This is a genomic window from Rhodococcus sp. PvP016 (genome assembly GCF_017832185.1).
Lineage (GTDB): Bacteria > Actinomycetota > Actinomycetes > Mycobacteriales > Mycobacteriaceae > Rhodococcoides.
This window is the reverse complement of the sequence record NZ_JAFIBH010000001.1, coordinates 1,516,340-1,541,165: the sequence shown is the minus strand read 5'-3', so window position 1 is coordinate 1,541,165 and position 24,826 is coordinate 1,516,340. Positions and strand designations below refer to the sequence as shown.

The window sequence follows — 24,826 nt, the reverse complement described above, 5'->3', positions numbered from 1 at the left end:
AATGCCGCGACCGCGGGACGTGCGGCGTTCACGAGGAGCCGTAGCTCGGTCAGTGCTCCGTCGACCTCTGGATCAACCGGCGTGCTTCGTGTACTCCACCGCATCGTGATCACACCTCCGCTTCGTGACCGGTGCGGCCGAGTCACCCCGCGTCCTTGTCCAACTCGCTGCAGTCAGCCGAGCGGAGACAGTGATGTCGACGACGCACGGGCTCGGCCTCCGGGATCTCCATCGGTCGTGAACGACACCAATGCCAGGATCAGCCCCACTCCGGCGCATGCTCCACCCATGGGACCCAGTGCCGACAGGGACCATCCCGAACCCACGATCACCCCTCCTAGTCCGGCACCGATCGCGTTCGCGGCATTGAACGCAGATTGATTGGTCGCCGACGCCACGGTGGGCGCGTCGGGCGCCTGGTCGATCAGTCGTTTCTGAACAGGTGTCTCGGCAGCGAACGAGGCCGCGCCGATCACGAAGAGCACCAGGATCGCACCCCACGCACTACCGCCGACGAAGCCCAGAGCCGTGAGCGAGATGGCGAGTACTGCAAGACCTCCCGTCAGTGCCCACCGCACACTACGGTCGGTCGCCCATCCCCCGACGATCGTCCCGACGGTGAAGCCGACACCGACGATGGCGAAGACCCAGGGCAGGAGGTGGCTGGAGAGGCCGACATGACGGGTCATGAGCGGGTCGATGAAGGCGTACACCGTGAACAAGCCGGAGAACCCGACAGCGACGGTGGCTATGGTGAGCAAGCTGTGGCGGTTGAGAAGTCCGGCGAACTCCGCGCGCAGGGACGGCATGGGGAGGTCGAGACGGCCGGGGATCGCGTGTCGCACCGCCATCAGTGCGGCACCACCCATCATCGCGACGACGGCGAAAGCCGGTCGCCAGCCCACGTTCTGAGCGAGCGCGGTCGCCGCCGGCACACCCACCACGTTGGCGAGCGTCACGCCGACGAGAATCGTCGCGATCGCACGACCGTGGGATGACGCAGGCACCAGGGTGGTTCCGACCACCGCAGCCAGTCCGAAGAACGCCCCATGCGGCAGACCACCCACGAATCGCAGCACCACGAGCCACTCGAACGTGGGCGCGAACGCTGCGACGACGTGCGACAACACGAACAATGCGAGCAGCACCTCGAGTGCCCGTCGTCGAGGGACGCGGTTCAGGGCGACGATCATCGCGGGAGCGCCGACAGCGACGCCGACCGCGTAGGCGGTCACCAACGACCCGACAGCAGCCACGCTGACATGAAGGGAGTCCGACAGGACGGTCACCATCCCCATGACGAAGAACTCGCTCGTCCCGATCGCGAACGTCCCGAGTGCGAGGGCTGCCAATCCCCGGGCCCCCGGTCTCACTGGTCTGACTCTTCTCGCCGCTCGGGTGACACCCCGTGGTCGACACTGCTCGTACCTGACGACGGCACGGTCTCGGAGGAGGACGAACTGCCCAGCACCAGCCTGTAACCCGTGTGCGACGACGTGAAGCCCAGCCGTTCGTAGAATCGATGCGCAGCATGCCGGCTGTTGTCCGTCGTCAGTTGCACCATGCCGCAACCGTTCCGACGAGAGAGATCGACTGCCCACCGCACCATCTCTGTACCCAACCCGCGATCACGCCACTCCGCCGCCACACGCACGCTCTCGATCTGGGCACGTCGCGTCCCCCGCCTGCTGAGGCCGGTCAGGAACGCGAGCTGGAACGTGGCCACGACTGTCTCCGCACCGTTCCCGCGACCGTCGGTGACGACGAACGCGTGTTGGTTGGGGTCGACGGCGAGCATGTCGAACGCCTGCTCGTAAGGCCGCAGATCGATGGCGGACTCCCGAACACGTCCGAGAGGGTCATCGAGTAGAAGATCGACCACAGCGCCGAGGTCGGTTCGGCGGGCGGCCCTGATCGTGACGGCAGTGCCACCGCGCACTGTCAGAACGCCCGGTTCGATCTCCGACACCGACAACCTCCTCGACTCCGTGCGATCCGGAACCGACCGGCGCCGATCGAATCATCCTCCACCGGCGAGTGTTCGGCGACAGGACGGACCGTCACCCCATACAGCCGATCGTGCGACACACCGTCTGGTGCGCCGGTATCTCGGCGGTCGGACACTGTGACGATGATCCCTGCGACGAGTCACCGCGCAGACCTGCCCGACGAGGGCACACCCGGTGCACCGAACCAGGTGGAATTACTGCCTTTCTACCACGACGAATTTGCGTTCTCGAACCCGGATGTCTTCGACTACGACCGCTCTCCACAGGAAGGTCCTCATCTGGGGTTCGCCGCCGGACTCCATTCCTGCATGGGACAACCGCTGGCGCGGCAGGAAGCGGAAACCATACTGACAGCAGTGAGCCGGCAGTGCTCGAGCATCGAGCTGGCTGAGGAACCGGTGTACCACAGCATTCAACATGCACCACAGTGGAGGACACTCGACCTTCACCTGACTTTCCACTGATGGGTATCCGTGGGATCGCCGGCGGCGAATGACAGGATGAACTGTGCAATTCCGCCAGCTCGAATACCTTGTGACACTCTCTCGTGTACAGCATTTCACTCGTGCTGCGGACACCTGCGGCGTATCGCAACCCACATTGTCGGAGGCGATTCGGAAGCTGGAGATCGAGCTCGACGTGCCGCTGATCGAGAGAGGCCACAAGTTCGAAGGTCTGACGGCCGAGGGAGCGCAGATCGTCCGCTGGGCGGAGACCATTCTCGACAACCAGAAGTCACTGCGTCACACAGCCGCCAGCTTACGGTCCGGTGTCACCGGAATGCTCCGCCTCGGAGTGGTTCCCACCGCGTCCGTGGCCGCTGCGGACATCACTGCACCACTGAGTCTGCGGCACCCGTTGATTCACGTTCGCATACATGGCGACCTGTCCTCGCGCGACATCGAGACACGGCTGAACCGGTTCGAATTGGAGGGCGGCATCACGTATGTCGACGACGGCGATGCTTCGCGCCACCGGATATTCCCCCTCTACCGTGAGCGATACGCGCTTCTGACTGCGGACGATCCGAACATGCCTCGAGGCAGCACTGCGTCCTGGAGCGACGCCGCAACACTCCCCATGTGCACCCTGCCGTCGAACATGCGCGTCCGCCGCATCCTGGACGAGACCTTCGCTCGTCACGGCGCGTCACCTGTCGCGCACATCGAGACCGACTCACTGGCATCCCTGTACGCCCACGTCAAGACAGGCAGGTGGGTCTCGGTGGTCCCCCGTAGGTGGGTGGAGGTGCTGGGTGATCCTCCCGGGACCAGATCGACACCACTCGAGGACACTCTCGACCTACCTGCGCCGATGATCGGGCTGATCACCCGCGCCGAAGCCCCGTCGGTGGTGACCGAGGCCCTGCAGGAGGTGGCAGCGACGCTCGATCGCACCTCATCGGAAATCCCTATCGAGGAATAGCGTTCGCTTCTTGGACACCCGGCATCTCGGTCGTGCATCCTCGGTCCACTGTTCGGTGACTGGAAGGTTCGGCTGATGGCGCGTACCGAGGACCACGAGTACGACGACGACAGCATTGTTGTCACGAAGAACAAGTCGTACGCCGCGGGCGTTCCCGCAGTGCTGGTCTCACTGCAGCGCGGCGTCGAGCAGATGGGCGCGATGCGAACTGCCGCGTCGTTCGCCAGGCTCAACCAGCGCAACGGGTTCGACTGCCCGGGCTGCGCATGGCCGGAGACACCCGGACACCGCAAGCACGCAGAGTTCTGCGAGAACGGCGCCAAAGCTGTCGCCGAAGAAGCGACCAGGCGGACTGTCGGCCCGGACTTCTTCGCTGCGCACTCCGTCCGGGATCTCCTGGACCGCACCGAGTACTGGCTCGGACAGCAGGGTCGGCTGACGCACCCGATGGTGCTGCGCCCCGGCGCCACCCACTACGAAACCATCGGCTGGGACGACGCGTACCGACTGATCGCCGACGAGCTCGCCGCGCTCGCCAGCCCGCACGAAGCGGTGTTCTACACGTCCGGACGCACCTCCAACGAGGCAGCCTTCCTCTACCAACTGATGATCCGCTCGTTCGGCACCAACAACATGCCCGACTGCTCCAACATGTGCCACGAGTCGTCCGGCAGCGCACTGACCGCATCCATCGGCATCGGCAAAGGCTCGGTGACCGTACCCGACCTCGAGAACGCCGACCTCATCCTCATCGCCGGCCAGAACCCCGGCACGAACCACCCACGCATGCTCTCGACACTCGAGAAGGCGAAGAAGAACGGCGCGCGCGTCATCGCCGTCAATCCACTGCCCGAAGCAGGACTGCTGCGCTTCAAGGACCCCCAGAAGGTGCACGGTGTCGTCGGGGACGGCGTCCAGATCGCCGACGACTTCCTGCAGATCCGCATCGGCGGTGACATGGCACTGTTCCAAGGACTGGCGAAACTACTCGTCGACGCCGAGGACCGAGCGCCGGGAACCGTCCTCGACCGGCACTTCATCGACTCCCACACCGCCGGCTTCGGCGACTGGCTCGATCACATCCGGCGAGTCGATCTCGGCACGGTCGTGCTCGCCACAGGCCTGAGCCGTGAACAACTGCACGACACAGCGCGCGCTCTGATGGAATCCGAGGCCACCATCATCTGCTGGGCGATGGGCCTGACTCAGCAGACGCACGGAGTCGCCACCATCGAAGAAGCAGTCAACCTACTGCTGATGCGCGGAATGATCGGAAAACCCGGTGCCGGCGTCTGCCCCGTTCGCGGCCACTCCAACGTCCAGGGCGACCGCACCATGGGTATCTGGGAGAAGATGCCCGACGCGTTCCTCGACGACCTCGACACCGAGTTCGGCATCACCTCGCCGCGTGAGCACGGTCTCGACGCTGTCGACTCCATCCGCGCCATGCTGGACGAACGCGCGTCGGTGTTCATGGCCATGGGAGGCAACTTCGTCTCCGCCACACCCGACACCGACGTCACCGAGACCGCCCTACGGAACTGCTCACTCACCGTGCAAGTGTCGACGAAGCTCAACCGCAGCCACCTGGTGCACGGACGAACCGCCCTCATCCTGCCGTCACTCGGACGTACCGACCGGGACGTGCAAGCGACAGGGAAGCAATTCGTCACCGTCGAGGACTCGATGTCGATGGTCCACCGCTCCCGCGGCAGCCTTCCGCCGTCGAGTGAGCACATGCGGTCCGAAGTCGCGATCGTCTGCGGTATCGCTCGAACCCTGTTCGGGCCCGACCACACGGTGCCATGGGCATCGTTCTCCGCCGACTACGACCTCGTCCGGGACTCGATCTCGCGCGTGATCCCCGGCTTCGAGGACTTCAACACCAGAGTGCGGCGCAAGGAAGGCTTCGGCCTCCCCCACCCGCCCCGCGACTCCAGAACGTTCGAGACCGCGACGGGGAAGGCGAACTTCGCCGTGAACGACCTGGTCTGGCTGCATGTCCCACAGAACCGACTCATGCTGCAGACGATGCGAAGTCACGACCAGTACAACACCACCATCTACGGACTCGACGATCGCTACCGGGGCGTGAAGGGCGGCCGCCGGGTGATCTTCGTGAACGAGAGCGACATCGCCTCTCTCGGATTCTCCGACGGTGACCTCGTCGATCTCATCTCGGAGTGGCCCCAGCAGGACGGCTCGGTCGAGGAACGACGTGCAGACAACTTCCGGATCGTGGCATATTCGACACCGGTCGGCAACGCCGCGGCCTACTACCCGGAAACCAACCCGCTGATCCCCCTGGACCATGTGGCCGTCAGGTCGAACACCCCGGTGAGCAAGGCGGTGCTCATCCGCCTGGAACCCGCAAGGCACTAGCCACCGTCCGGCACGATTCCCGCGCGCACGCCGATCGCGCCTGCCTCACCGCGGTTGCTCACCCCGAGCTTCCTCAAGACGGAGGCGACGTGAAACTTGATGGTGCTGGGGCTGATTCCCAGTTCATCGGCAATGGTTCGGTTCCGCTTCCCCGCCCCGAGATGGGCCAGTACTTCGATCTCGCGTGGGTTGAGCATCGCCACCAGATGCTCGTCGGGTCGTGTGGTCGGCGGATCCAGCGGTATTCGTAAGGCTGCACGGCTGCCCCAGCCGACGAGTGACTCGATCTGCAGATCCCCGTGCAGCGTGCGCAACCGCCCTGACAGTTGACGCTCCAGCGCGACGCTGTCGAGAGCACCCGGCCCGTGGTCACGCACCTCGATGAGGACGTTGTCGCCGTCGCAGTCCCACGCGATACGCACTCTGTCCAGGACTGGTTGCGCCCCGAACGCGAGAACGATCGCACGCACCATCGCCCGTGCGGCATGTGCGACCTCACCGGGCAGCGCGCGCCCGTCCGCCGGCGGCTCGATGTAGTCGACGGCGACAGCCATGTCGCGTGAGCGCAGAAGGGGCCGCAGCTCCCCCTGCAATCGGGCGAACGCCGTCGTCACGGCTTCTTCTGCCAACGTCCGGTCGGCATCACTCGCCGATCGAAGCGCGATCAGAGCCACCGACGCTGTCTCGCTCGCCGTGATGCGCGAACGACGATCGTCGAGATCGTTGGACCTGAGTGTGGCCAGAATCGAGGCGAGGGTCGCCTCGTGCGCTTCGGTCAGCTCGGTGATCGTGCGAGCACGTTCGCTCGAAGCAGCACGTGACTCGGCGAGATAGTCGGGACTCGCCTGCGCCACCTGCTGTCGGATCGACGTCGCGACGATACCGAACAGCGCGGCGATGGTGGTCGGATCGACATCCCCTGATCGTGACCGGTGAGGAACCAGAATCAACAGGGTGTCGCCGACATCGCGAAACGCCCACACTCGACGCTCGATCCCACCCAGCGCGCGTGTCTCATCGACGAACCCGCCGAGGACGACGTCCTGTTCGATGTTCTCCAATTCCTCGATAGTGGTGCGGTCCACGATCTCCGGAGCGCCCGCGACCTTCCGGGGCCGCCCGGTGCAGTCGCGAGTGAAGATCACGATCGCATCGTGCGGGTACGCGTTGGCGAGGAACTTCGAGAAACGAGAGGCGATGTCCGGGAGCGGACCATCGATGACCGCACGCATCGCGCCCCATCGATGCACCTGACACTGCAGCGGTTCCTCTGCGTCGACCACGCGCCGAGCCTAGTCCGCTGCTTCCATCATCGGCCTGACCGAATGGCCAGTGCCGACACGCCGAGTGGCCGGGTGTGCGAAGGAACGGTGCCCGGCAGTCTTGGAGACCCACCGACCAGGCTCGACACAAGGAGGACCATGTCCATCATCACCGGTGAGACCCCGACGAGTGTCGACGTGGGGCGCACAGTCGTGATGGAGGAGAACCAACGGCTGTCGGCGTCGACCGACCACGCGTCCTGGGACCGTGCAGCTCTCACGATCACCTCGGCGCGGGCGATATTCGTCATCGGCAACGGAAGGACCGGTCTGGCCCTGCAGATGGCCGCAATGAGGCTGATGCATCTCGGTCTGCAGGTGCACGTGGTCGGCGAAGTCACCGCGCCCGCCATCGGAGAGGGCGACGTGCTGATCGCCGGATCCGGATCTGGGAGCACCAGTTCGGTGGTCTCCGCGGCAGACACTGCTCGCGCAGTGCGAGCCTCGGTCATCGCGGTGACCACGGCGCCCGAATCCGTTCTGGCACAGAAAGCCGACCAGGTGCTCCTCCTGCCCGCGGCAGACAAGCAGGACCACAGTGGTGCCATCACCCGCCAGTACGCGGGGAGTTTGTTCGAACAGGCGGTTCTCCTGTCCTTCGACGCACTGTTCCATGCGTTGTGGCACAACGCCGATCAGTCCGCGGAGCGCTTGTGGTCCCGTCACGCCAACCTCGGCTGACGCGCGACATCGACCCCACATCCGAATTCACACACAGAGAAGAGAAATAGACCCATGACCAAGCTCCAAGTTGCAGTCGACCTGCTCACCACCGCCGACGCCCTCACGCTCACCAACAAGGTGGCACCGTACGTCGACATCATCGAACTCGGCACGCCACTCATCAAAGCCGAGGGACTTCGCGCGGTGTCGGCGATCAAGGCCGCGCATCCGGACAAAGAGATTTTCGCTGATCTCAAGACGGCCGATGCCGGGTTCCTCGAGGCCGACATCGCCTTCACTGCCGGCGCGGACATCGTGACCGTCCTCGGCTCCGCCGGCGACGCGACCATCAAGGGTGCTGTCGAGGCCGGCCAGAAGCATGGCAAGAAGGTCGTCGCCGATCTGATCGGTGTCGCCGACCGCGTCGAACGGGCCCGCGAAGTCGCCGAGCTCGGTGTCTCGTTCGTCGAGATCCATGCCGGTCTCGACGAGCAGGCACATCCCGACTACTCCATCCAGACCCTGCTCGACGACGGCAAGATCGCAGGCGTGCCGTTCTCGATCGCCGGCGGCGTCAAGGGCGACACCATCATCGCGGTGCGGGATTCCGGTGCCGATGTCGCCGTTGCCGGCGGTGCCATCTACGGTGCCGAAGACCCGGCGGCGGCGGCCAAGGCTCTGAAGGACGCACTCACCACGTAGACCTGACCCACACCCGATGGCCCCGCACCCTGTGTTCGGGGCCATCGGCGTCGAGAGCACGTATGTGCCCCGCGACTGCCGTCCGACGCGTGCGGGTTGCCGCTCGCCCGGTAACAGCGAAGTACGGTCACGAACGACCGATCCCCGCGTGAGGCAGCAGCTTCCGACATGGGACACTGGGCCGCCGTTGCGAGAACGTGCTGTGCCGGTGTCCGTCGGATGCGCGTCGTTCTTGCGCGCAGGAGGTTGTCATGTCATCTACCCGACCTCGAGCCCGAAACGCTCCGGGCGGAATCGCGCAGATCAGTATTGCCGGAATTCTCTGGGGCACAGCGCCCATAGCCTTCGAGATGATCCACTCCCACACGGCGCTCAGCTCGATCGCCATCAGCGCGCAGCGTCTCGCCATTGCCTCGCTCGTGCTCGTCGTGGCCACCGCGTCCCTGGGGTCGGTTCGCTCGGTAGGAGAGGCAATACTCGCTCATCCGGCCCGAATCGCGATGATCGGTGCAGGAATTGCCGGATACCAGACGTTGTGGTTCGTTTCGATCACCCATGTCGGTTCCAGCACCGCCACGGTTCTGAGCCTCGGGTCGGCAACGGTACTCGTGACGGCGTGGGAGAGCTGGCGCGCACGCGCACGTCCGTCGACCGGGCGGGTCGTCGTCGTCATCGCGGCGGTGATCGGCCTCGTTCTGGTCAGCTCGTCTGCAGAACACGGCGACGCGGGTTCCGGTGATCGGGCGCTGGGGTTGGGGATGGCCACGTGCTCGGGCGTTCTGTACGCGGTGACGACAGTGCTGAGCACGCGTATGGCGGGACGAGTGAGGCCTCTTGCCCTCACGACGGCCACCACAGCGATCGGCGCCGTGTTCCTGTTCCCGATCGCAGCGTCGACAGGTCCCGTCGTGACCTCCGACACCACGTCGTTGCTCGCCCTTGCCTACCTCGGTGTCGTCACCATGACACTGGGGTATCTGTTGCTCTACTCCGGTCTGCGTACCGCACCGGCGAGCGCGGCGGTCGTCGCCACACTCATCGAACCCGCCACGGCCACCGTGTTGGCATTCCTCGTTCTCGGAGATCGACTCACCGTGCCTGCGATGGTCGGTGTGATCCTCATCCTCGTCTCGATCGGGGTGCTCCACCTCGTCGGCGGCTCCAGGGCCGGGCCCCGCTGGTGGAGACGAAGGCACACTGGCGCCCATCACGTTTGAGGAGATTCACAAACCGACAGCCCATGAGCCGGACATGCTCCACTGGCTTGCTCACCGCGACCCCCACTACCTTTCCTCGAAGCGATCCGTCGAGAAAGGTGTCACGGAATGAAGAAGGCCTATCTGGCGAGCATCATCGGAACAGTGATCGAGTGGTTCGATTTTTATATCTACGCAGTGGTGGCGAGCCTCGTCATCAATAAGGCATTCTTTTCAGGAGCCAGTCCCGCAGCGGGCACCCTGGCGGCGTTCGCCACCTTCGCTGCCGGCTATCTGGCGCGGCCGATAGGCGGGATCGTCTTCGGTTGGCTCGGAGACCGCATCGGACGAAAGCAGATACTCACGGTAACGCTTGTCCTGATGGGCGTTGCCTCATTCGGCACAGGGGTACTTCCGACCTATGAACAGATCGGTATCACCGCACCGGTGATTCTCGTGATTCTGCGAATAATCCAGGGAATCGGCGTGGGCGGCGAATACGGCGGCGCAGTACTCATGATGGCCGAGCACGGGCATCGATCACGGTTTCGTGGATTTCTCACCTCGCTGACGAGCGCCTCTGCCGCCGTCGGGTTCTTGCTTGCTTCGGGAACCATGGCAATCATCGCTGCAGTCACCACCACCCAACAGTTTGAGACCTGGGGGTGGCGAATTCCCTTCATTGCCAGCATTTTCCTTCTGGTCTTCGGATTCTGGCTGCGCCGAAACATCGACGAGAGCCCGGTGTTCCTGGCCACCAAGGAGGACGATCGGACCGTCCGCCATCCCCTCCTCGAGATCTTCCGATACTACCCTCGCGAACTGATCGTGTCGTTTGCGCTGCCGATCGGTACCGCGGCAACATATTCGCTGGTTCTCGTTTTCGCGGTGGCCTACGGGAAGCAATTCGGATTCAGTAGCGGTGAACTCTTGGCCATGACGACGGCAGCCCAGGCCGTCTACCTTCCCATGCTGATCGGATCCGGGTTCATATCGGATCTCGTCGGTCGCAGAATTCCGATCACAGTCGGTGCGGTAGGTGTGGCCGCCTGGGGTTTCGCCTTCTGGCCATTGCTCGGTTCCGGTTCGTGGTGGCTTGCTTTCCTGGGATTCGTCGGATGCTTCGCCTGCATTGCCGGAATGTATGGACCATTGGCGGGGTTCCTGTCGGAACTCTTTCCTCCCGAGGTGGGTTACTCCGGGGTCTCGTTCGGGTACCAGGTCTCATTCGCGATCGCGGGTGGACTCACCCCCGTCGTCGCCGAGGCGAGCATCGGCGGGACCGACAACTGGCTACCGGTCGCCGTGATGATGGTGATGGCGGGTGCATGCACTGCTGCTGGAGTGGTGCTGAGTCGAGGCCTCGGTCGCCAGAACCTGACGGCCGTGTCCTCCAGCGAGGCTCGGACCCCGAGCGGAAAGTGAATCGGCGGTCGCCGCTCGCCAGGAGTCGCGAGTCACTGCACCAGTGGCACGCCATCGCAGCGCCTGCGCCCACTCGGGTGAGACGCATGTATCGGACGAGGGAGACTCCACGGCCTCGCGCCTGCTCCGATCACCAGGGCTCGCCGGTCCCGAGGGAATCGATGACGCGCAACGCCTCCTCGGCGGAGGAGCGCTGGCCGGCGTAGGCGCCGGCGCGCAGTAACGCCGACGCTGCCCCCACGGTCAGCGCGTGGCGGGCGGCGAGGATGCCGATCGCGATGTTCACGGTGCCGCCGTCCGCAATCGGGTCCGGCGGCACCGTCAGGACCTCGTCGGCGATCTCACCGGTTCCCAGGGCACGGGCCAACGCGGTCACGAACTCATCGCCCGCATCCGACCTCCGAACCGCGCCGAGGACATGCCGACGGTAGAGCTGCACGGTGCCCACGACGGATCCCGAGGGCCCGACCGGATACGCCTGCACCCATCCGACCCCCAACGCGTCGAGCTCGGTCACCAGCAGCGGCCATCTCCTTCGATGGCGGAGGTCGGCGACCGTCACTGCGTGCGGGACGTCGGTGACCATCGCTGCCCGATGGGGTCCGGAACCGTGGACGTAGAAAACGTCCGCGATCTTCTCGGCGGTGGTGTCGGTGGCACACAACACGTGGTGGGTGTCCGGATCGCGGGGGACAGCGAACACCACCGCGGCGCCGTCCGCCGCCACCAGGTCGGTGCACACCTCCATCCACTGGGACAGCTCTCCCAGGCCGGCCAAGGGGTGCGGCTGCCGGTGCCCGCCGCGGTCACCGTCTGTGTCGTCGTCCATTGCCCTCTCCTCCGTGGCGTCGCGTGGCCAATTCTGCCCCGGTACACGCGCAGCGGGTGTCGACACCGGCACCACAGACGTCTGCCGCCCGTACGCGACGGTCGGTCGCGGACGACATGGGCCGCGTCAGCGTCACCCACACTGAAAAGAACTCGCCAACTCCGCCACTGGAACTACTACATCGCGTAGCAGCGGGTAGGGTACCGGCCGTGAGCACCCCGGCGACCAGTGCGCCTCTGCGCGGCGTCGTCGTCGGTGCGCTGTCCGTACTCGTCACTGCCGCCGCTCACGATCTCGGTGGGGCCATGCTTCCGTCGCAGTCCGCCGCCGTCGCACTGCTCGCGGTCTGCACCGGCATCGGGTGGATGGTCTCGACGGTGCCGTCCGGCAAGAGCCGCCTCGTGGTGGCACTCGCCGCGGCGCAGGCACTCGGACACCTCACCCTCACCGTCGTGGACGGCCATCACCACGGTCCACCCCTCGACCCCCGCATGGCCGCAGCGCACATCCTCGCCGTCGGTATCGGCGCCGTCGCCGTGCACGGTGCCGAGCGCGGCATCATCGCCGCCGCGCGAGCGATGCGCCGCATCCTCCCGATCGTTCTCGCCGTGGCGGCCGTCGACACCGACACGGTCCGACCAGCCCGACCCGTCATCCGTGTCGACGTACCCGCGCGTCTGCTCGACCTCTCCGGGCACGGCACCCGCGGCCCACCCGCCCGACTCCGGTAACCCTTTCTCACAGCCGCCCGTCGCAGCACACCGTCGGGTGGCCTCCCCCTGCCGCGAGCGCCCGTCGAGCACGTTCTCCGAGACTCGGCGCTCTCGCGTGCATCACCGGAATCGAGCACAACCATGTCCACACCCGAGAAGACCCAGCCCACAGCGGCTCCCGCACCACCACCCACCTCGCGGTGGCGACCACTGATCCTGCGCCTGCATTTCTACGCCGGCATCTTCATCGCACCGTTCATCCTCGTCGCGGCCGTGACCGGCGGCCTCTACGCCATCGCCCCGACACTCGAGAGCGTCGTCTACCGCGACCTGCTCCACACCGACAGCGCCGGACCCGCACGACCGGTGTCCGACCAGATCCTCTCCGCACAGCAGGAACGACCCGATCTCACCGTCACGGCCGTCCGACCGGCCACCGAACCGGGCGACACCACCCGCGTCCTGTTCACCGATCCGAGCCTCGGCGAGTCCAAGCGCACCGCCGTGTTCATCGACCCCGCCACCGCCGCCCCTGTCGGGCACTCGACGGTCTACGGCTCCTCCGGATCGCTCCCGCTGCGCACCTGGATCAGCGAACTGCACCGCTCCCTGCACCTCGGAGACACCGGCCGCCTCTACAGCGAACTCGCCGCGTCCTGGCTCGGCGTCGTCGCGCTGGGCGGAGCGTTCCTGTGGGCGGAGCGCTACCGACGCCAGCACAGCCGGAACTCCGACAATGCACGCCTGTTCACCGTCGACCGCACCGCCCGCGGACGCCGGCGCACACTCGGCCTGCACGGGGCGAGTGGCGCCTGGATCGTCGTAGGACTGGTGTTCCTGTCGGCGACCGGACTCACGTGGTCGAACCACGCCGGCGCGAACATCACCGATCTACGATCCGCGTTGAGCTGGACCACACCCGCCGTGGACACCGATCTCACCGGTCCCGCCGGCCATTCCGACGACCAGCACGCGGGCCACGCAGGACACGGCACGTCCGACACCGCGGCGACCACCGAGGCGGTGGACGTCCGTCAGATCGACGGTGTCCTCGCCGTCGCCCGTGCGAACGACATCACCGGCGCGGTCGAAGCATCGATCCCCACCTCGAGCGACACCGCGTTCACCGTGGCGCAACTGCGCGATCCGTGGGTGTTCTCCACCGACTCGATCGCCGTCGACGGAGCGTCCGAGAGAATCGTCGACGTGCAACGCTTCGCCGACTGGCCGGTCGCCGCCAAGCTCAGCACGTGGGGCGTCAGCCTGCACATGGGCGTGCTGTTCGGGCTCGTCAGCCAACTCGCCCTGCTGGCGCTGGCAGCCGTCCTGGTGACCATGATCATCGCCGGGTACCGAATGTGGTTCCAACGCAGACCTGTTCGTAGTGGCGCATCCCCAGTGGGCCGGCCTCCGCAGCGAGGCGCGATCCGCCGGATCCCGCCCCTCGCTGCGGTCGGGCTCGTCGTCGTCACCGTGGCCGTCGGGTACTTCATGCCGCTCCTGGGACTGTCCCTACTCGCCTTCCTCGCCGTCGACCTCGTCGTCGGCGTTCGGTCGCGCGCAGTCTCCGGCGCCACTCCGCCCCGGTCAGGATGACGAGACCGTGGTGCCAGGCGAGGGCGGGGTGGACTTCTGCAGCGTCCCGGGGCTGAGCGCACAACCCCATCGCGACCGCCGCCTACCGACGTAGCTCGGCTAGCTGTTCTTGGCGGGGAGGTTGTGCACGGTGAGTCGCTCGATGGGTGACTTGCCGTCGATGGACCGGCACGTGCGCGACGGTGTCGAGCTGCCTCCGGTGCGGACCACCGGATTCGACGACGACGTCAAGATTCTTCCGGTCGACCCGGTCACCGAGACCCTGCCGTTCCCGGTTCCCAGGAATCAGGACGACGGCACCGTCGACTGGCCCTCTGGATCGTTCCCGTACGCACGGACGTACACCGTGCGCCGGTTCGACGAGGCCGGGCGAGAGATGGTGCTGGACTTCGCAGCCCACGAGGGCGGACTCGCAGCGACGTGGTCCCGGACGGTGGAGCCCGGCGACACGGTACTGATCGCCGGACCGAAACACTCCGCGGGCCTGCCGCGCGAGGTGGAGTGGATGCTCGTCGCCGGCGACGAGACCGCCCTGCCCGCCATCGCGCACTGCCTCGAGATGCTGCCCGCTGATCTGCCGGCGACGGTGGTCGTCGAAGTGGCCGAGCGCTCGCACCGGCAGGAGCTGCGCTCGGCTGCCGACGTCGACATCACCTGGCTGTATCGATCCGAGGCCGGAGGGGCCTCCCGGCTCGTCGACACGATCCGAACGGCGCCGTGGCGACCCGGGCAGCCGTACCTCTGGGTGGCCGGCGAAGCACAGACCATCAAGCCACTGCGTCGATGGGCCAAGCAGGACAAGCAGATCGACAAGAAGTTCGTCGAGATCGCTGGGTACTGGCGCAGACGCGAGGAACGATCCGACCCGTCCCCGGTCGAGAGCGGCCAGGCGAGGGACGCCGCGGCGCGCCTGCACGAGATGGCGGACCTGGCGACCCCGCTGGTGATCAGGACCGCGGTGACGCTCGGCGTGTTCGCTGCTGTCGACGGCGGCGCCGACACCGTCGACGCGATCGCCGCAGCATGCAGCACTCACCCCGGCGCCACGGTGAAGCTGGTGCGGCACCTCGCGCTGCTCGACCTTCTCACCACCTACGGTCAGCGCTGCGCCCTCACCGAGATGGGGTCCCTGCTCGCCGAACAGGACGCGTTTCTCGACCAGTCGCTGCACAACGACAGGATCCACACCCGTCTCGAACTGTCGCTCCTCGGACTCACCGAGACCATCCGGACCGGAAAACCCGCTGCGACACATCGTTTCGCCGACAAGATGGCCGAGCCCGGATTCGCGGACAAGTTCCACGAGGAAGCGGCGTTCTCCGCTGTCTACCGCGCTACCGCGCTGCCCGACGCGGTCGATCTCGACGGGGTCCGGACGGTCGCACTCCACGGCGACGGGGCAGGTGCCTATGCCGACGCACTCGTACGGGAACATCCCGACCTCGAGATCACGCTCGTCGGACATCCCGACCGCAACCGCCGGAACCTGGCGGACGTGGCCCACGAACGACGAGGTGCGGTGCAGTGCGCCGACTCCAGCGACGTCACCCCGGTGGACCTCGCGATCGCCGTCGACCTGATCGACGCTCACCCTGACGCCGACGCCCGCCCGCTGCTCTCGATGCTGGCGAGGTCCGCGCGCAGGGTCGTCCTCATCACCGACGTGCTCGACCCGGCAACCACCGACGATCACGACACCGAGGACGACTTGCTCCGACTGTGCCTGTACGGATCCGGGCGACGCACCGAAGCCGAACTCCGTGACCTCATCACCGACGCCGTCGGAGCCGACGCACGTGTCGGAAGCCTCGGGTGGGGGTCCACGGTGGTCGAATTTCGGGGCCGACAGGGGTCGGCGACGTGATGGGCCCGGACGACTCGCGTCTGAACCGCCTCACAGGAGGCCTACCGACTGCCTCGGCGCACCTGCGTTCTCACCCAGGGACGAGCCGGAACGCGAAGACGCGCTGTCGCCTCCGGAACATCTCGAGATCACCAGCGAACGCGTGCCCCGTCGCACCCGCCCACCATCCGACCGTGGTGCTGTCCCGGTCGTACCAGGGTGACTCGGCCGCAAACTCGGCCACCACCCGCTCTGCCGCCGCGCGTTCAGGCCGGCGGTGGGGCCGCGGCGGGTCACCACGCCGGTGACGTGGTTCCGAACAGTCGTGCCCCGCGAAGAGTGGCCGACTCTAACGCTGGGTGAGCGGGTGCCATTGCTCTTCCGGAGCCCGTTCGTCGACCGGGCATTGGCGTACCGTCGACCATATGACGCTGAACTATGTCAGATTCGGAAATGGCAGCCCGCTGTTGCTGGTGCACGGCTTGGGCGTCGGATGGCGATCCTGGTCCCCGATCATCGACGAACTGGCGGAACACCGTGACGTCATCGCGGTCGACCTACCGGGGTTCGGCGAAACCCCGTCGTTGACGGGCGAAGTATCGATCGCCGCTCTCGCCGACTCCGTCGCGGATTTCATTCGCGAACACGATCTGGGTGGCGTTTCCACCGTCGGTCAATCTATGGGCGGTCGAATCGTCCTCGAACTTGCGCGGCGGGGAGTCGGCGGCGACACCGTGGCACTCGACCCCGGCGGTTTCTGGAGCGACCGCGAACGCGCTGTCTTCGGCGCCACACTCCGGCCGTCGATAGGCCTGGTCAAAGTGTTGCGGCGCTTCCTGCCTGCGCTTCTGGGCAACTCTGCGGGAAGGACCCTGCTGCTGGCACAGTTGTCGGCGCGGCCATGGGCGCTCTCGCGCGACACCGTCTTGCCCGACGTGCGCGGCCTCGCCGACTCCCCGTCGACCGGCGCCGCTCTGAACGCCCTCATCCACGGACCGAAGCAGGAAGGCGCAGCGTCCGGCACAGTGCCCGGGCGGGTCACAATCGGTTGGGGACGACGAGATCTGGTGACAGTGCCGAAGCAAGCCACACGCGCATCGGAGCTGTTCCCCGATGCCGTACTGCACTGGTTCGAGCGATGCGGTCACTTTCCGCAATGGGACGCACCGAAAGAAGCCACTCGGTTGATTCTCGACCGCACCGAAAGGGGATAACGTTCGAACGAGTCAGACCAGTTCATGTCGATTCTGGTTCGACAATTCGCCGGCGACCTCGACAGGGCCCTCGGCGAACTCGCCGCGCAGTAACGACGGTATTGCGGTATTGCGGTATTGCGGTATTGCGCCACGCGTCCTGGAGGGGGATCCACCGGGCTGCACATCAGCTCCGAGGCGGCGTGCGGGTAACGCCGGAGGGCCGCGATTTCTCTCGTTCGGTGACGCTCGAGCACGCCCTTCGACATTTCCCTGAACTGAGCGAGTCATCGATTTTCTTGCATTCGGGGCGTGGGGCTCGGGAGTCGGCCCCGGTCCTCGGCGGCGAGGTCCCCGTGACTTCGTTCAGGCTTCGCTGGACGACCAATTGCTCATGGACCGCGCATTGGCGACGAACCACGGCAGGCAGGGGAAGAGATCGTTCGGAGCGACGACCAGAGCCCGTGCCCCCCGCCTCGACCTCCAGGTTGCGGTGTTGCTGTCATGCGTGTCGTCAGATCACGACTGCTTGCATTCATCGGCAGCACCGTCTCCCGCAGCCGCGAGAGCTGGGTAAAGGTCTCCCCCGCCGAGTCCACCAGTGGGGCGTTTCCAACGCGACTCGGCAGCTGCTGGCGCTCGCGGCGACGGCTGCGGCGCCCTCGGTCCATGCGTCGGGTGAGTTGCCACCTATTTGCGCCGCGATCGGCGCGACGACGTCATTCAACACGGTCGCCACGGTTGCATCCCGACCTCGTGCGCATTCCAGCGTTGGACGGCACCCACGATGGAGCCGAAATGGTGTCGACGTCGGAGGTCTACCTTGATTCCGGAACGCAGCAGGGCTACTGAACCTGCACCACAGCAGCGTGGCTCACCGCCTGACCAAGCTGTCACGACACCTCGGTTTCGCGGTGGATCTGCCCGAGAACAGTGCACGGACGGGGGCTTTGATCATGGTTCACCGATTGCGAACTCGTGACGGGTATCCGCATGAGCGCCGGTTCACGAGTCCGATGGGAAGTCGATCTCCGCTGTGACGCGACTGCCTGTGAACAGCATTTCGGCAGCGTGCCCCCCTCGGGCAGTGGAACCCTCAGGCAATCGGCGGGTCCCGGCGCAGGCTCGTGTAGCTCACCCCGGTCAGCTGCTCGGACAGATTCCACAGGGCGGTCGCGAGCTTCAAGTCGCGCGAACGCTTACTGGACGAGACGACTGTCGGATGGCCGCGCATCTCCCGGAACCCGTCGGGTCCGATGTACGAGCCTCCCTCGACGCCGGCGACCGTCGCCGCGTACAGCTGCGGCAACGCTCCCATGTTCGAACTCTGACCGATGACGCCCGCTCCGAACGAGAAGATCTTGTCGAGGGCAGATTCGGTGTGGGTCGCCAGGTTCGTGGACGAGATGCCGGGATGCGCCGCGAGGGAGACGACCGAGGAGCGCGCTTCCGACAGGCGCCGCTGGAGCTTGTACGCGAACAACAGATTCGCCAACTTGGACTGGCCGTAGGCAGCCCAGCGACTGTAGCGGCGGTGCTCGAAATTGGGGTCGTCGAGCGAGATGTCTCCGCTCGTGTGCGCGAGACTGGACAGCGTGACGATCCGGTCGGAGATGCGGTCGACGAGCAGTCCGGTCAACGCGAAATGCCCGAGGTGATTGGTCCCGAACTGCATCTCGAAACCGTCGGCCGTCTTCTTCTGCGGCAGCGCCATGACACCGGCGTTGTTGACCAGGACGTCGAAGGGCTCGGTCGCGTCGGCGAAGCGTCTCACGGAGGCCAGATCGGCGAGATCGAGCTCGCGAACGGTCGCGGTCGGCCCGATCTCGCGGGCTACAGCCTCTCCCTTGTCGGTATTGCGACACGCGAGTACCACCTCCGCCCCACGAGCGCCCACGGCTCGGGCCGTGGCCGCACCCAAGCCACTGTTGGCGCCGGTCACGACGAAACGCCGTCCCGTCTGATCGGGAATGTCTGCGGTCGTCCACGTCGAGGTCACCGGTCCGAGAATAGCCGTGCGCGGCAGGTCACTCGGCGAACTCCGAAGGTTCTCGGATCGCTCCTGATCGGGTCAGCACGTACACGCGTCCGACACCTCCGCGGAACGGCCCGACGTGCACGCCGAGTCCGCCTGCGCCACAGGGGACGTCATTCGTGACACCGATCGGACACATCGCCGATGACGCGCCTCGATGGGTCGTCCACGAGCCGGAAGGACCGGTGGTCTCGTTCGCATTCTGAGAGCGGGAACGCATGACCTCGGAACGTGAACGTCCGGGCGATCGGGGTCTTGCCGCGCCACAAGGGGCGGATGATCGGCGCGGCGATCGTGCAGCACCCAAGGAACCGCTGACCTGACGAGGTCAGCTTCGACACCGATCGTCGAGATCAACGCAATCTTGCTGCCTGCCACTATCACCGACGATCGAATACGTGATGCTAGCCGCTGTGGGACGAAAAGCGACGTGCTCGAAGCAGTCGACGCGATGTCGTGGGACGGACCGCCCGATGATCGGTTCATGGAGCCGGGTGTTCGAAGATGCACCGTCCACCGACGTCCGCACACGTCCACGCCACCGGCGACCGGACGTGGAGCGAGTGGTGTCCGTACACGAAAGTCCGCGGACGTCCACAGACTGTCGTGGACTCTTCGGAGTTGAAGTCCACCCACAGCCACTCACGTCCGTCCGAGTCCATCGAACGAGTTACGGACGAGTTGTGACAACTCGTGACATCGAGCCCATTTTCGGAGCATTTCGCTGGTGTCCGGACGCCCCTGGACCGTCGTGGACCTGCATGGACGTACAGCGGGACGTCGTGAAACGAGAGGTCAAAGGAGGCGAATTCGAAGCATTCCTGCAGGTCAAAGGCATCATGAGAGCCTCCTGTCAGGATTGAACTGACGACCTTTCGCTTACAAGGCGAGTGCTCTACCACTGAGCTAAGGAGGCGCGCCCGGCGAACCGAGCGGCACCATCATAACGAGAGCCCCTCCTGCCGAAGCCCGCCCACCCCGTCGGTCCCGGGGTCGGCGACGCTGACCCTGTTCCCGCCCTGCCGCTTCGCCTCGTACATGGCGGCGTCGGCGCGGTCGAGCAGGCTGTTGAGCAGAACGGCGGTGTCTCCGCGGGCCTGCGTCAGGGGTAGGGAGGCCACGCCGATGGACGCGGAGATCGGTGTTGCGTCGTCGTCTCGATGGATGGCGTGCAGCAGGGCGCGGGCGACGCTCGGGCCCCTCGTCTCGTCGCCGGCGACGACCACGAGGAACTCCTCGCCGCCGATGCGCGCGGAGACGGCGTCGAACGACACCCGCCCGATCCGTGCGGCTGCGCTGCGGAGGACGTCGTCGCCGATGGTGTGGCCGAAGCGGTCGTTGACGGACTTGAAGGCGTCGAGATCGAGACAGACGGCGGACACGACGGTGGCGTCGGTCCCCTGCACCAGCCGCGCGCTCCGCAGCATCGCCTCGACGTCGACGAGGAGCCCTCTGCGGTTCCGCAGGCCGGTCAATTGGTCGTAGAACGCGCGGGCGGCATCGTCACGCAGTGCGGTGAAGAAGAAGTGATTGAGGGAGGACGCCGCGAACAAGATCACGAGAACGGTGACGAGGGTGGACACGGCGGCGGACACCGGCACCGAGGTGCCGACCAGAAGCCGGGCGAACAGACACAGTGCAATTCCGAGAGCCAACAGCTCGTGGCACACGAACACGCGCACACCGTGGAAGGCGTTCGCGTAGTTGCCGACGGTCACCAACAAGGCTGCCGACATCACGACGATCTGAGACGGCGGTAGCGCGAGCAGCACCGCGGCTATGGTCACATCGGCGATCATGACGAACCGCAGCGACCACTCCCGCGTGAGAAAGTGACCACGCGCCCACACGACGCCGAGTGCCACGGACACGACGGTGCCCACCACGAACACCCACCACGGTCCGTCCGCCTCGCGCGACGACAGCGAGGTCATGATGTCCGCGGTCGTCTTGGCCGCGATGAGAAAGCATGCCCCGGCAATCAGATAGGGCGCGGTCCTGAGGTACGCATGGGCGCGGTGATAGTTGGCGACCCACGCGTAGTCGATGTCGGAAGACCACCACTCGCGGAGAACACGCACTCGAACCAGCCTTGCATCGTACGGACAACTGCGACAAAGGCCCCGCTCCTTCACCTTGCCCAATGATATGGCCGCTACCCCCGATCCATGCCCCCATTGCCGTTTTTCGTACCGATTTCTCGATCCATTCGGTCCTGAAGATTGTTTATCCTCCCGCGCACCTCGGTCAGGAACCACCCGGGTCCACCCGGTACCTTCGTCCTCGAACCACCCGGACACGAGAGCGGACCGAGAGAAGGAATGACCTACCTGCAGGGCTTCGCGTCGACGTTACGACGCATGACAGGCGAGCGACGCGCCATCGTCGACACCCCGGCGGGTGCACCCAGTCCGCTCCAGCCCGTCGACCTCACCGACGACGCCAGCGTGTCGGAGGTGCTCGACCTCGCGGTGCGTGTCGGCGAGGTGACCCTGGCCGCCGGGACCGGTGCCATCGACACCGCCAACCAGGTGCAGTTCATCGCCTCGACGTACGGCCTCTCGCGCTGCGACGTGGACGTCACCTACAACTCGATCGTCATCAGCGCCTACCGCGGCCCGACGCTTCCCCCGGCCAGCACGATGCGCATCGTGCACTACCGGTCCATGGACTTCACGCGCCTGGCCGACGTGGACGCGCTCGCCCGCAAGATCCGCCTGGAGGTGCCGACACCGGCGGTCGCTCTCGCGGAGCTCAAGGAGGTCACCCGGGCGCCGCACCCCTACAACCGGTGGATCGCCACCCTGGCGTGGGCGGGCATGGCCGCGGCGATCTCGGTGCTGCTCGGCGGCGGCGTCCTGGTGGCCGTGGTCAGTTTCCTGTCGACGATGGTGATCGACCGCGTCGGCCGAGTGCTGAACCGTGCGGGTCTGCCGTTCTTCTTCCAGCAGGTGGTCGGCGGTTTCATCGCCTCGGCTCCTGCCGTCACCCTGTACAACTTCCAGGAACAGCTGGGAATCTCGATCTCGCCGTCCCAGGTCATCGCGGCCGGCGTGACAGTGCTGTTGTCAGGGCTGTCCCTGGTGGGCTCGGTGCAGGACGCCATCACGGGAGCGCCGATCACCGCGGCGGCCCGCTTCTTCGAGCTGTTGATGATGACGGGCGGCATCATCGCCGGCGTCGCGACGACCCTGCGACTGGCGGCACTGCTGGGCGCCGAGCTGCCGGTCATGAGCAACGTCGCACCCCCGGACCTCGCTCAGGTGCCCACCAAGGTGGTGGCCGGCGCCTTCGCGGCCCTCTTCTACGCACTGGCCTGCTACGCCGAGCGCCGGGGTCTCACGGCCGCGTTCGCCGGTGGTTTCGCCGGAGCGCTGGTGTTCCTCATCGCGCAGCAGGTGGGATTCGGACCGGTGCTCTCGTCCGCGATCGCCGCGACGGTGGTCGGATTCGCCGGTGGCCTCATGGCCCGCCGCGCCCTGATCCCGCCGCTGATCGTCGCGGTCGCGGGTATCACCCCACTGCTGCCGGGTCTGTCGGTCTACCGCGGCCTCTTCGCCCTGCTCAACGATCAGACGTTGCTGGGCCTCAGTGCGCTCCTGGCGGCGGTGGGCACGGGCGGCGCACTGGCAGGCGGCGTCACGCTGGGTGAATGGGGCGCACGCACACTGCGCCGCCCCCGCATAGTCGAACGCACCGAGTCCCTGCGTCGACCCATCATGAGACTGGGTCGCACGGACTCGGTGCGTTCGAAGCGTCCGGTCAAGTCGCGGAGAAGGTCCGCGGCGCGCTGGAAGTAGAGATCAGGAGGGGTTCTCGACGCGGTGACGGCCCGCGGCGTCCTCCTCCATGGCCTCACGGAGACTGCGGGGACGCATGTCGGTCCAGTTCTTCTCGACGTACTCCAGGCACGCTGCCCGGCTCTCCTCGCCGAACACGACGCGCCATCCCTGGGGCACCTCGGCGAAGGTGGGCCACAACGAGTGCTGATCCTCGTCGTTGACCAACACGTAGAAGCGTCCGTCTTCGTCGTCGAACGGGTTGGTGCTCATCTTGCCTCGCTCACTGCAAACGTCGATGCCGGGCGTTCCCGGCGGGCCTTGTCGGTCTCGGCGCGGGTCGCCGCGCCTGTGGAACCGGTGTCGACCCTAGCAAGGACCGCGCCACCGGCACGCCTCGCAACGATGGAGTTCAGGATTTCTCCGGATCTGATCGCGACATTCGAGAGCAACGACGACGTGATGCCGTGCGTGGTCTCGGTGCCGCCCTGCAGGTAGACACCGGGTGCACCGGCGGTGTCGGCTTCCGGCGTCGCCAGCAGGCGATAGTCGCGTGTCACGACGCGGGGGCCGCCGTCCTCGGGCGCCAGCTCACCGAGGAGCGGCCGCAGGGGCGCGGGCCGGAAACCGGTCGCGAGCACCAGCGCGTCGCAGTCGAGGGTGTCGGCGATGCCGTCGATGGTGTCCCGGATGGTCACCTCGATGCCGTCGGCCGTCTCGACCACGCCGTCGATGGTGGACGCGCGGCGCATGAACAGGCGGCGGTGGCCGCTGACGCGCTCCGCGTACTCCGCGCGGTAGAGCTCCTCGATCAGCTCGATGTCGACGACCGAGTAGTTGGTGCTGCGGTGCAGAGCGATGAGCCGCTCTCGCTCGAGGGCCGGTGCCCGGTGCAGTTCGTCCACCGCGGAGGGATCGAAGATGCGGTTGGCATAGGGGCTGTCGTCGGCGGGGCTGTACCCGTACCGAGCGAAGACACTGTGGACCTCGGCGTGCGGGTAGTGACCGTGGAGGTACTGCACCACCTCGGCTGCCGACTGGCCGGCGCCCAGCACCACGAACCGTCCGTGGGTCGGCTTCGGCAGCTCGGCCATGCGCGGCAGGAAGTCGTGGTTGTGGAAGCACCGTGCCGACAGTGACGCCCACTCGGGAACCCGCTGGGTCAGCCCGGCACCGACGGAGACGTTGCGTGTGCGTACGACCGTGCCGTCGTCGCACCGGACGGTCAGGACGTCGCCGTCCTGCGTGATGTCCGTGACCGACGTGCCGTAGCGGACGTCGGCGTGGACCCGCTCGGCGGCCCAGGCGAGGTAATCGTGGAACTCGTGCCGCGTCGGGAAGAACGTCTGGTGATTGACGAAGTCCACGAGCCGATCGCGTTCGTACAGGTAGTTGAAGAAGGTGAATCCGCTCCGCGGATTGCGGAACGTGACCAGGTCCTTCGGGAACGCGATCTGCATCGTCGCGCCGTCGAGCAGCATGCCGGGATGCCACCCGAAGCTCTCCTGACGCTCGACGAACACCGCCCGGACGCGCTCGTGGTCGGCGCAGGTCTCGTTGTGTTCTTCGATGGCGATCGCCAGCGCGAGATTCGCAGGTCCGAAACCGACACCCACGACGTCGAGTACTTCTGGACTGCTCATGCTTCTCCCACCCGTTCCGTCCCGGATCGGATCGTCGCGTGGACGTCGGGACCGTTGGTCAGCTTAGCCTA

General features: G+C 66.2%; 20 protein-coding genes and 1 tRNA gene. 12 read left to right on the top strand and 9 right to left on the bottom strand.

The genetic code is table 11. From position 1 onward, the window contains the following. Positions 1-173: 173 nt before the first annotated feature. A complete protein-coding gene (locus tag JOE30_RS07105) occupies positions 174-1,373 on the bottom strand; it encodes an MFS transporter (RefSeq protein WP_204869979.1) in 1,200 nt (399 codons plus the stop codon). Next, a complete protein-coding gene (locus tag JOE30_RS07100) occupies positions 1,370-1,969 on the bottom strand; it encodes a GNAT family N-acetyltransferase (RefSeq protein WP_307806092.1) in 600 nt (199 codons plus the stop codon). The genes JOE30_RS07105 and JOE30_RS07100 overlap by 4 nt, the downstream gene beginning before the upstream one ends. A gap of 162 nt (positions 1,970-2,131) precedes the next feature. Here JOE30_RS07100 and JOE30_RS07095 point away from each other — a divergent pair, with 162 nt between their 5' ends. The 3 genes from JOE30_RS07095 (at position 2,132) to JOE30_RS07085 (ending at position 5,816) form a co-directional block, all read left to right on the top strand. Then, entirely contained in the window at positions 2,132-2,473 is a 342-nt protein-coding gene (locus tag JOE30_RS07095; RefSeq protein WP_204869978.1) for a cytochrome P450, read from the top strand. A gap of 43 nt (positions 2,474-2,516) precedes the next feature. Beyond that, positions 2,517-3,434, top strand: coding sequence for a LysR family transcriptional regulator (locus JOE30_RS07090; RefSeq protein ID WP_204869977.1), 918 nt, complete (start codon positions 2,517-2,519; stop codon positions 3,432-3,434). Between the two features lie 75 nt (positions 3,435-3,509). Further along, the gene (locus JOE30_RS07085; RefSeq protein WP_371831711.1) at positions 3,510-5,816 is read left to right on the top strand and encodes an FdhF/YdeP family oxidoreductase; all 2,307 of its coding nucleotides are present in this window, start codon (positions 3,510-3,512) and stop codon (positions 5,814-5,816) included. On the opposite strand, the gene JOE30_RS07080 is transcribed toward JOE30_RS07085, so the two are convergent. After that, complete coding sequence (locus tag JOE30_RS07080) at positions 5,813-7,048, bottom strand: LuxR C-terminal-related transcriptional regulator (protein WP_204870837.1); 1,236 nt, start codon at positions 7,046-7,048, stop codon at positions 5,813-5,815. The two genes, JOE30_RS07085 and JOE30_RS07080, sit on opposite strands and share 4 nt — an antisense overlap. A 189-nt stretch (positions 7,049-7,237) precedes the next feature. On the opposite strand from JOE30_RS07080, the gene hxlB reads away from it, so the two are divergent. From hxlB to JOE30_RS07060, 4 genes are all read left to right on the top strand, one after another. Then, positions 7,238-7,819, top strand: coding sequence for a 6-phospho-3-hexuloisomerase (gene hxlB / locus JOE30_RS07075; protein ID WP_204869976.1), 582 nt, complete (start codon positions 7,238-7,240; stop codon positions 7,817-7,819). 54 nt (positions 7,820-7,873) lie between these two features. Further along, the gene (gene hxlA / locus JOE30_RS07070) at positions 7,874-8,503 is read left to right on the top strand and encodes a 3-hexulose-6-phosphate synthase (protein ID WP_204869975.1); all 630 of its coding nucleotides are present in this window, start codon (positions 7,874-7,876) and stop codon (positions 8,501-8,503) included. Positions 8,504-8,853: 350 nt separating this feature from the next. Further along, positions 8,854-9,720 carry a DMT family transporter gene (locus tag JOE30_RS07065; protein ID WP_204869974.1) on the top strand — a complete coding sequence of 289 codons (867 nt, stop codon included), beginning with the start codon at positions 8,854-8,856 and terminating at the stop codon, positions 9,718-9,720. 108 nt (positions 9,721-9,828) lie between these two features. After that, positions 9,829-11,124: an MFS transporter gene (locus tag JOE30_RS07060; protein WP_204869973.1), complete on the top strand. Its 1,296-nt coding sequence runs from the start codon at positions 9,829-9,831 to the stop codon at positions 11,122-11,124. Positions 11,125-11,254: 130 nt separating this feature from the next. Here JOE30_RS07060 and JOE30_RS07055 read toward each other — a convergent pair whose 3' ends face one another. Further along, positions 11,255-11,953, bottom strand: coding sequence for a hypothetical protein (locus JOE30_RS07055; RefSeq protein WP_204869971.1), 699 nt, complete (start codon positions 11,951-11,953; stop codon positions 11,255-11,257). A gap of 209 nt (positions 11,954-12,162) precedes the next feature. On the opposite strand from JOE30_RS07055, the gene JOE30_RS07050 reads away from it, so the two are divergent. From JOE30_RS07050 to JOE30_RS07035, 4 genes are all read left to right on the top strand, one after another. Continuing rightward, a complete protein-coding gene (locus JOE30_RS07050; protein WP_204869969.1) occupies positions 12,163-12,684 on the top strand; it encodes a hypothetical protein in 522 nt (173 codons plus the stop codon). A 123-nt stretch (positions 12,685-12,807) separates the two neighbouring features. Then, positions 12,808-14,262 carry a PepSY domain-containing protein gene (locus tag JOE30_RS07045; protein WP_204869967.1) on the top strand — a complete coding sequence of 485 codons (1,455 nt, stop codon included), beginning with the start codon at positions 12,808-12,810 and terminating at the stop codon, positions 14,260-14,262. Positions 14,263-14,404: 142 nt separating this feature from the next. Next, the gene (locus JOE30_RS07040; protein ID WP_204869965.1) at positions 14,405-16,126 is read left to right on the top strand and encodes a siderophore-interacting protein; all 1,722 of its coding nucleotides are present in this window, start codon (positions 14,405-14,407) and stop codon (positions 16,124-16,126) included. Positions 16,127-16,530: 404 nt separating this feature from the next. Next, on the top strand, positions 16,531-17,319 hold the full coding sequence (locus JOE30_RS07035) for an alpha/beta fold hydrolase (RefSeq protein WP_204869963.1): 789 nt from the start codon (positions 16,531-16,533) through the stop codon (positions 17,317-17,319). Positions 17,320-18,394: 1,075 nt separating this feature from the next. Here the strand turns inward: JOE30_RS07035 and JOE30_RS07030 are convergent. The 3 genes from JOE30_RS07030 to JOE30_RS07020 form a co-directional block, all read right to left on the bottom strand. Next, positions 18,395-19,297, bottom strand: a complete 903-nt coding sequence (locus JOE30_RS07030) for an oxidoreductase (RefSeq protein ID WP_204869960.1) — start codon at positions 19,295-19,297, stop codon at positions 18,395-18,397. Positions 19,298-20,177: 880 nt separating this feature from the next. Further along, a tRNA-Thr gene (locus JOE30_RS07025) sits at positions 20,178-20,249 on the bottom strand. Positions 20,250-20,274: 25 nt separating this feature from the next. Next, entirely contained in the window at positions 20,275-21,414 is a 1,140-nt protein-coding gene (locus JOE30_RS07020) for a diguanylate cyclase (protein ID WP_204869958.1), read from the bottom strand. 249 nt (positions 21,415-21,663) lie between these two features. Between JOE30_RS07020 and JOE30_RS07015 the strand changes: the two genes are divergently transcribed. Beyond that, entirely contained in the window at positions 21,664-23,133 is a 1,470-nt protein-coding gene (locus tag JOE30_RS07015) for a threonine/serine exporter ThrE family protein (protein WP_371831744.1), read from the top strand. Positions 23,134-23,136: 3 nt separating this feature from the next. Here JOE30_RS07015 and JOE30_RS07010 read toward each other — a convergent pair whose 3' ends face one another. After that, a complete protein-coding gene (locus tag JOE30_RS07010; protein WP_027506921.1) occupies positions 23,137-23,385 on the bottom strand; it encodes an MbtH family protein in 249 nt (82 codons plus the stop codon). Continuing rightward, on the bottom strand, positions 23,382-24,755 hold the full coding sequence (locus JOE30_RS07005; protein WP_204869954.1) for a lysine N(6)-hydroxylase/L-ornithine N(5)-oxygenase family protein: 1,374 nt from the start codon (positions 24,753-24,755) through the stop codon (positions 23,382-23,384). Before JOE30_RS07005 ends, JOE30_RS07010 begins: the two co-directional genes overlap by 4 nt. Between the last annotated feature and the right edge of the window lie 71 nt (positions 24,756-24,826).

Excerpts from the sequence above, each read along its gene's own strand:
- JOE30_RS07095 (WP_204869978.1), top strand. The coding sequence starts at position 2,132 with ATGATCCCTGCGACGAGTCACCGCGCAGACCTGCCCGACGAGGGCACA.
- JOE30_RS07085 (WP_371831711.1), top strand. The coding sequence starts at position 3,510 with ATGGCGCGTACCGAGGACCACGAGTACGACGACGACAGCATTGTTGTC.
- JOE30_RS07080 (WP_204870837.1), bottom strand. The coding sequence starts at position 7,048 with ATGCGTGCGGTCATCGATGGTCCGCTCCCGGACATCGCCTCTCGTTTC.
- hxlB (WP_204869976.1), top strand. The coding sequence starts at position 7,238 with ATGTCCATCATCACCGGTGAGACCCCGACGAGTGTCGACGTGGGGCGC.
- hxlA (WP_204869975.1), top strand. The coding sequence starts at position 7,874 with ATGACCAAGCTCCAAGTTGCAGTCGACCTGCTCACCACCGCCGACGCC.
- JOE30_RS07065 (WP_204869974.1), top strand. The coding sequence starts at position 8,854 with ATGATCCACTCCCACACGGCGCTCAGCTCGATCGCCATCAGCGCGCAG.
- JOE30_RS07060 (WP_204869973.1), top strand. The coding sequence starts at position 9,829 with ATGAAGAAGGCCTATCTGGCGAGCATCATCGGAACAGTGATCGAGTGG.
- JOE30_RS07055 (WP_204869971.1), bottom strand. The coding sequence starts at position 11,953 with ATGGACGACGACACAGACGGTGACCGCGGCGGGCACCGGCAGCCGCAC.
- JOE30_RS07045 (WP_204869967.1), top strand. The coding sequence starts at position 12,808 with ATGTCCACACCCGAGAAGACCCAGCCCACAGCGGCTCCCGCACCACCA.
- JOE30_RS07040 (WP_204869965.1), top strand. The coding sequence starts at position 14,405 with ATGGGTGACTTGCCGTCGATGGACCGGCACGTGCGCGACGGTGTCGAG.
- JOE30_RS07035 (WP_204869963.1), top strand. The coding sequence starts at position 16,531 with ATGACGCTGAACTATGTCAGATTCGGAAATGGCAGCCCGCTGTTGCTG.
- JOE30_RS07010 (WP_027506921.1), bottom strand. The coding sequence starts at position 23,385 with ATGAGCACCAACCCGTTCGACGACGAAGACGGACGCTTCTACGTGTTG.
- JOE30_RS07005 (WP_204869954.1), bottom strand. The coding sequence starts at position 24,755 with ATGAGCAGTCCAGAAGTACTCGACGTCGTGGGTGTCGGTTTCGGACCT.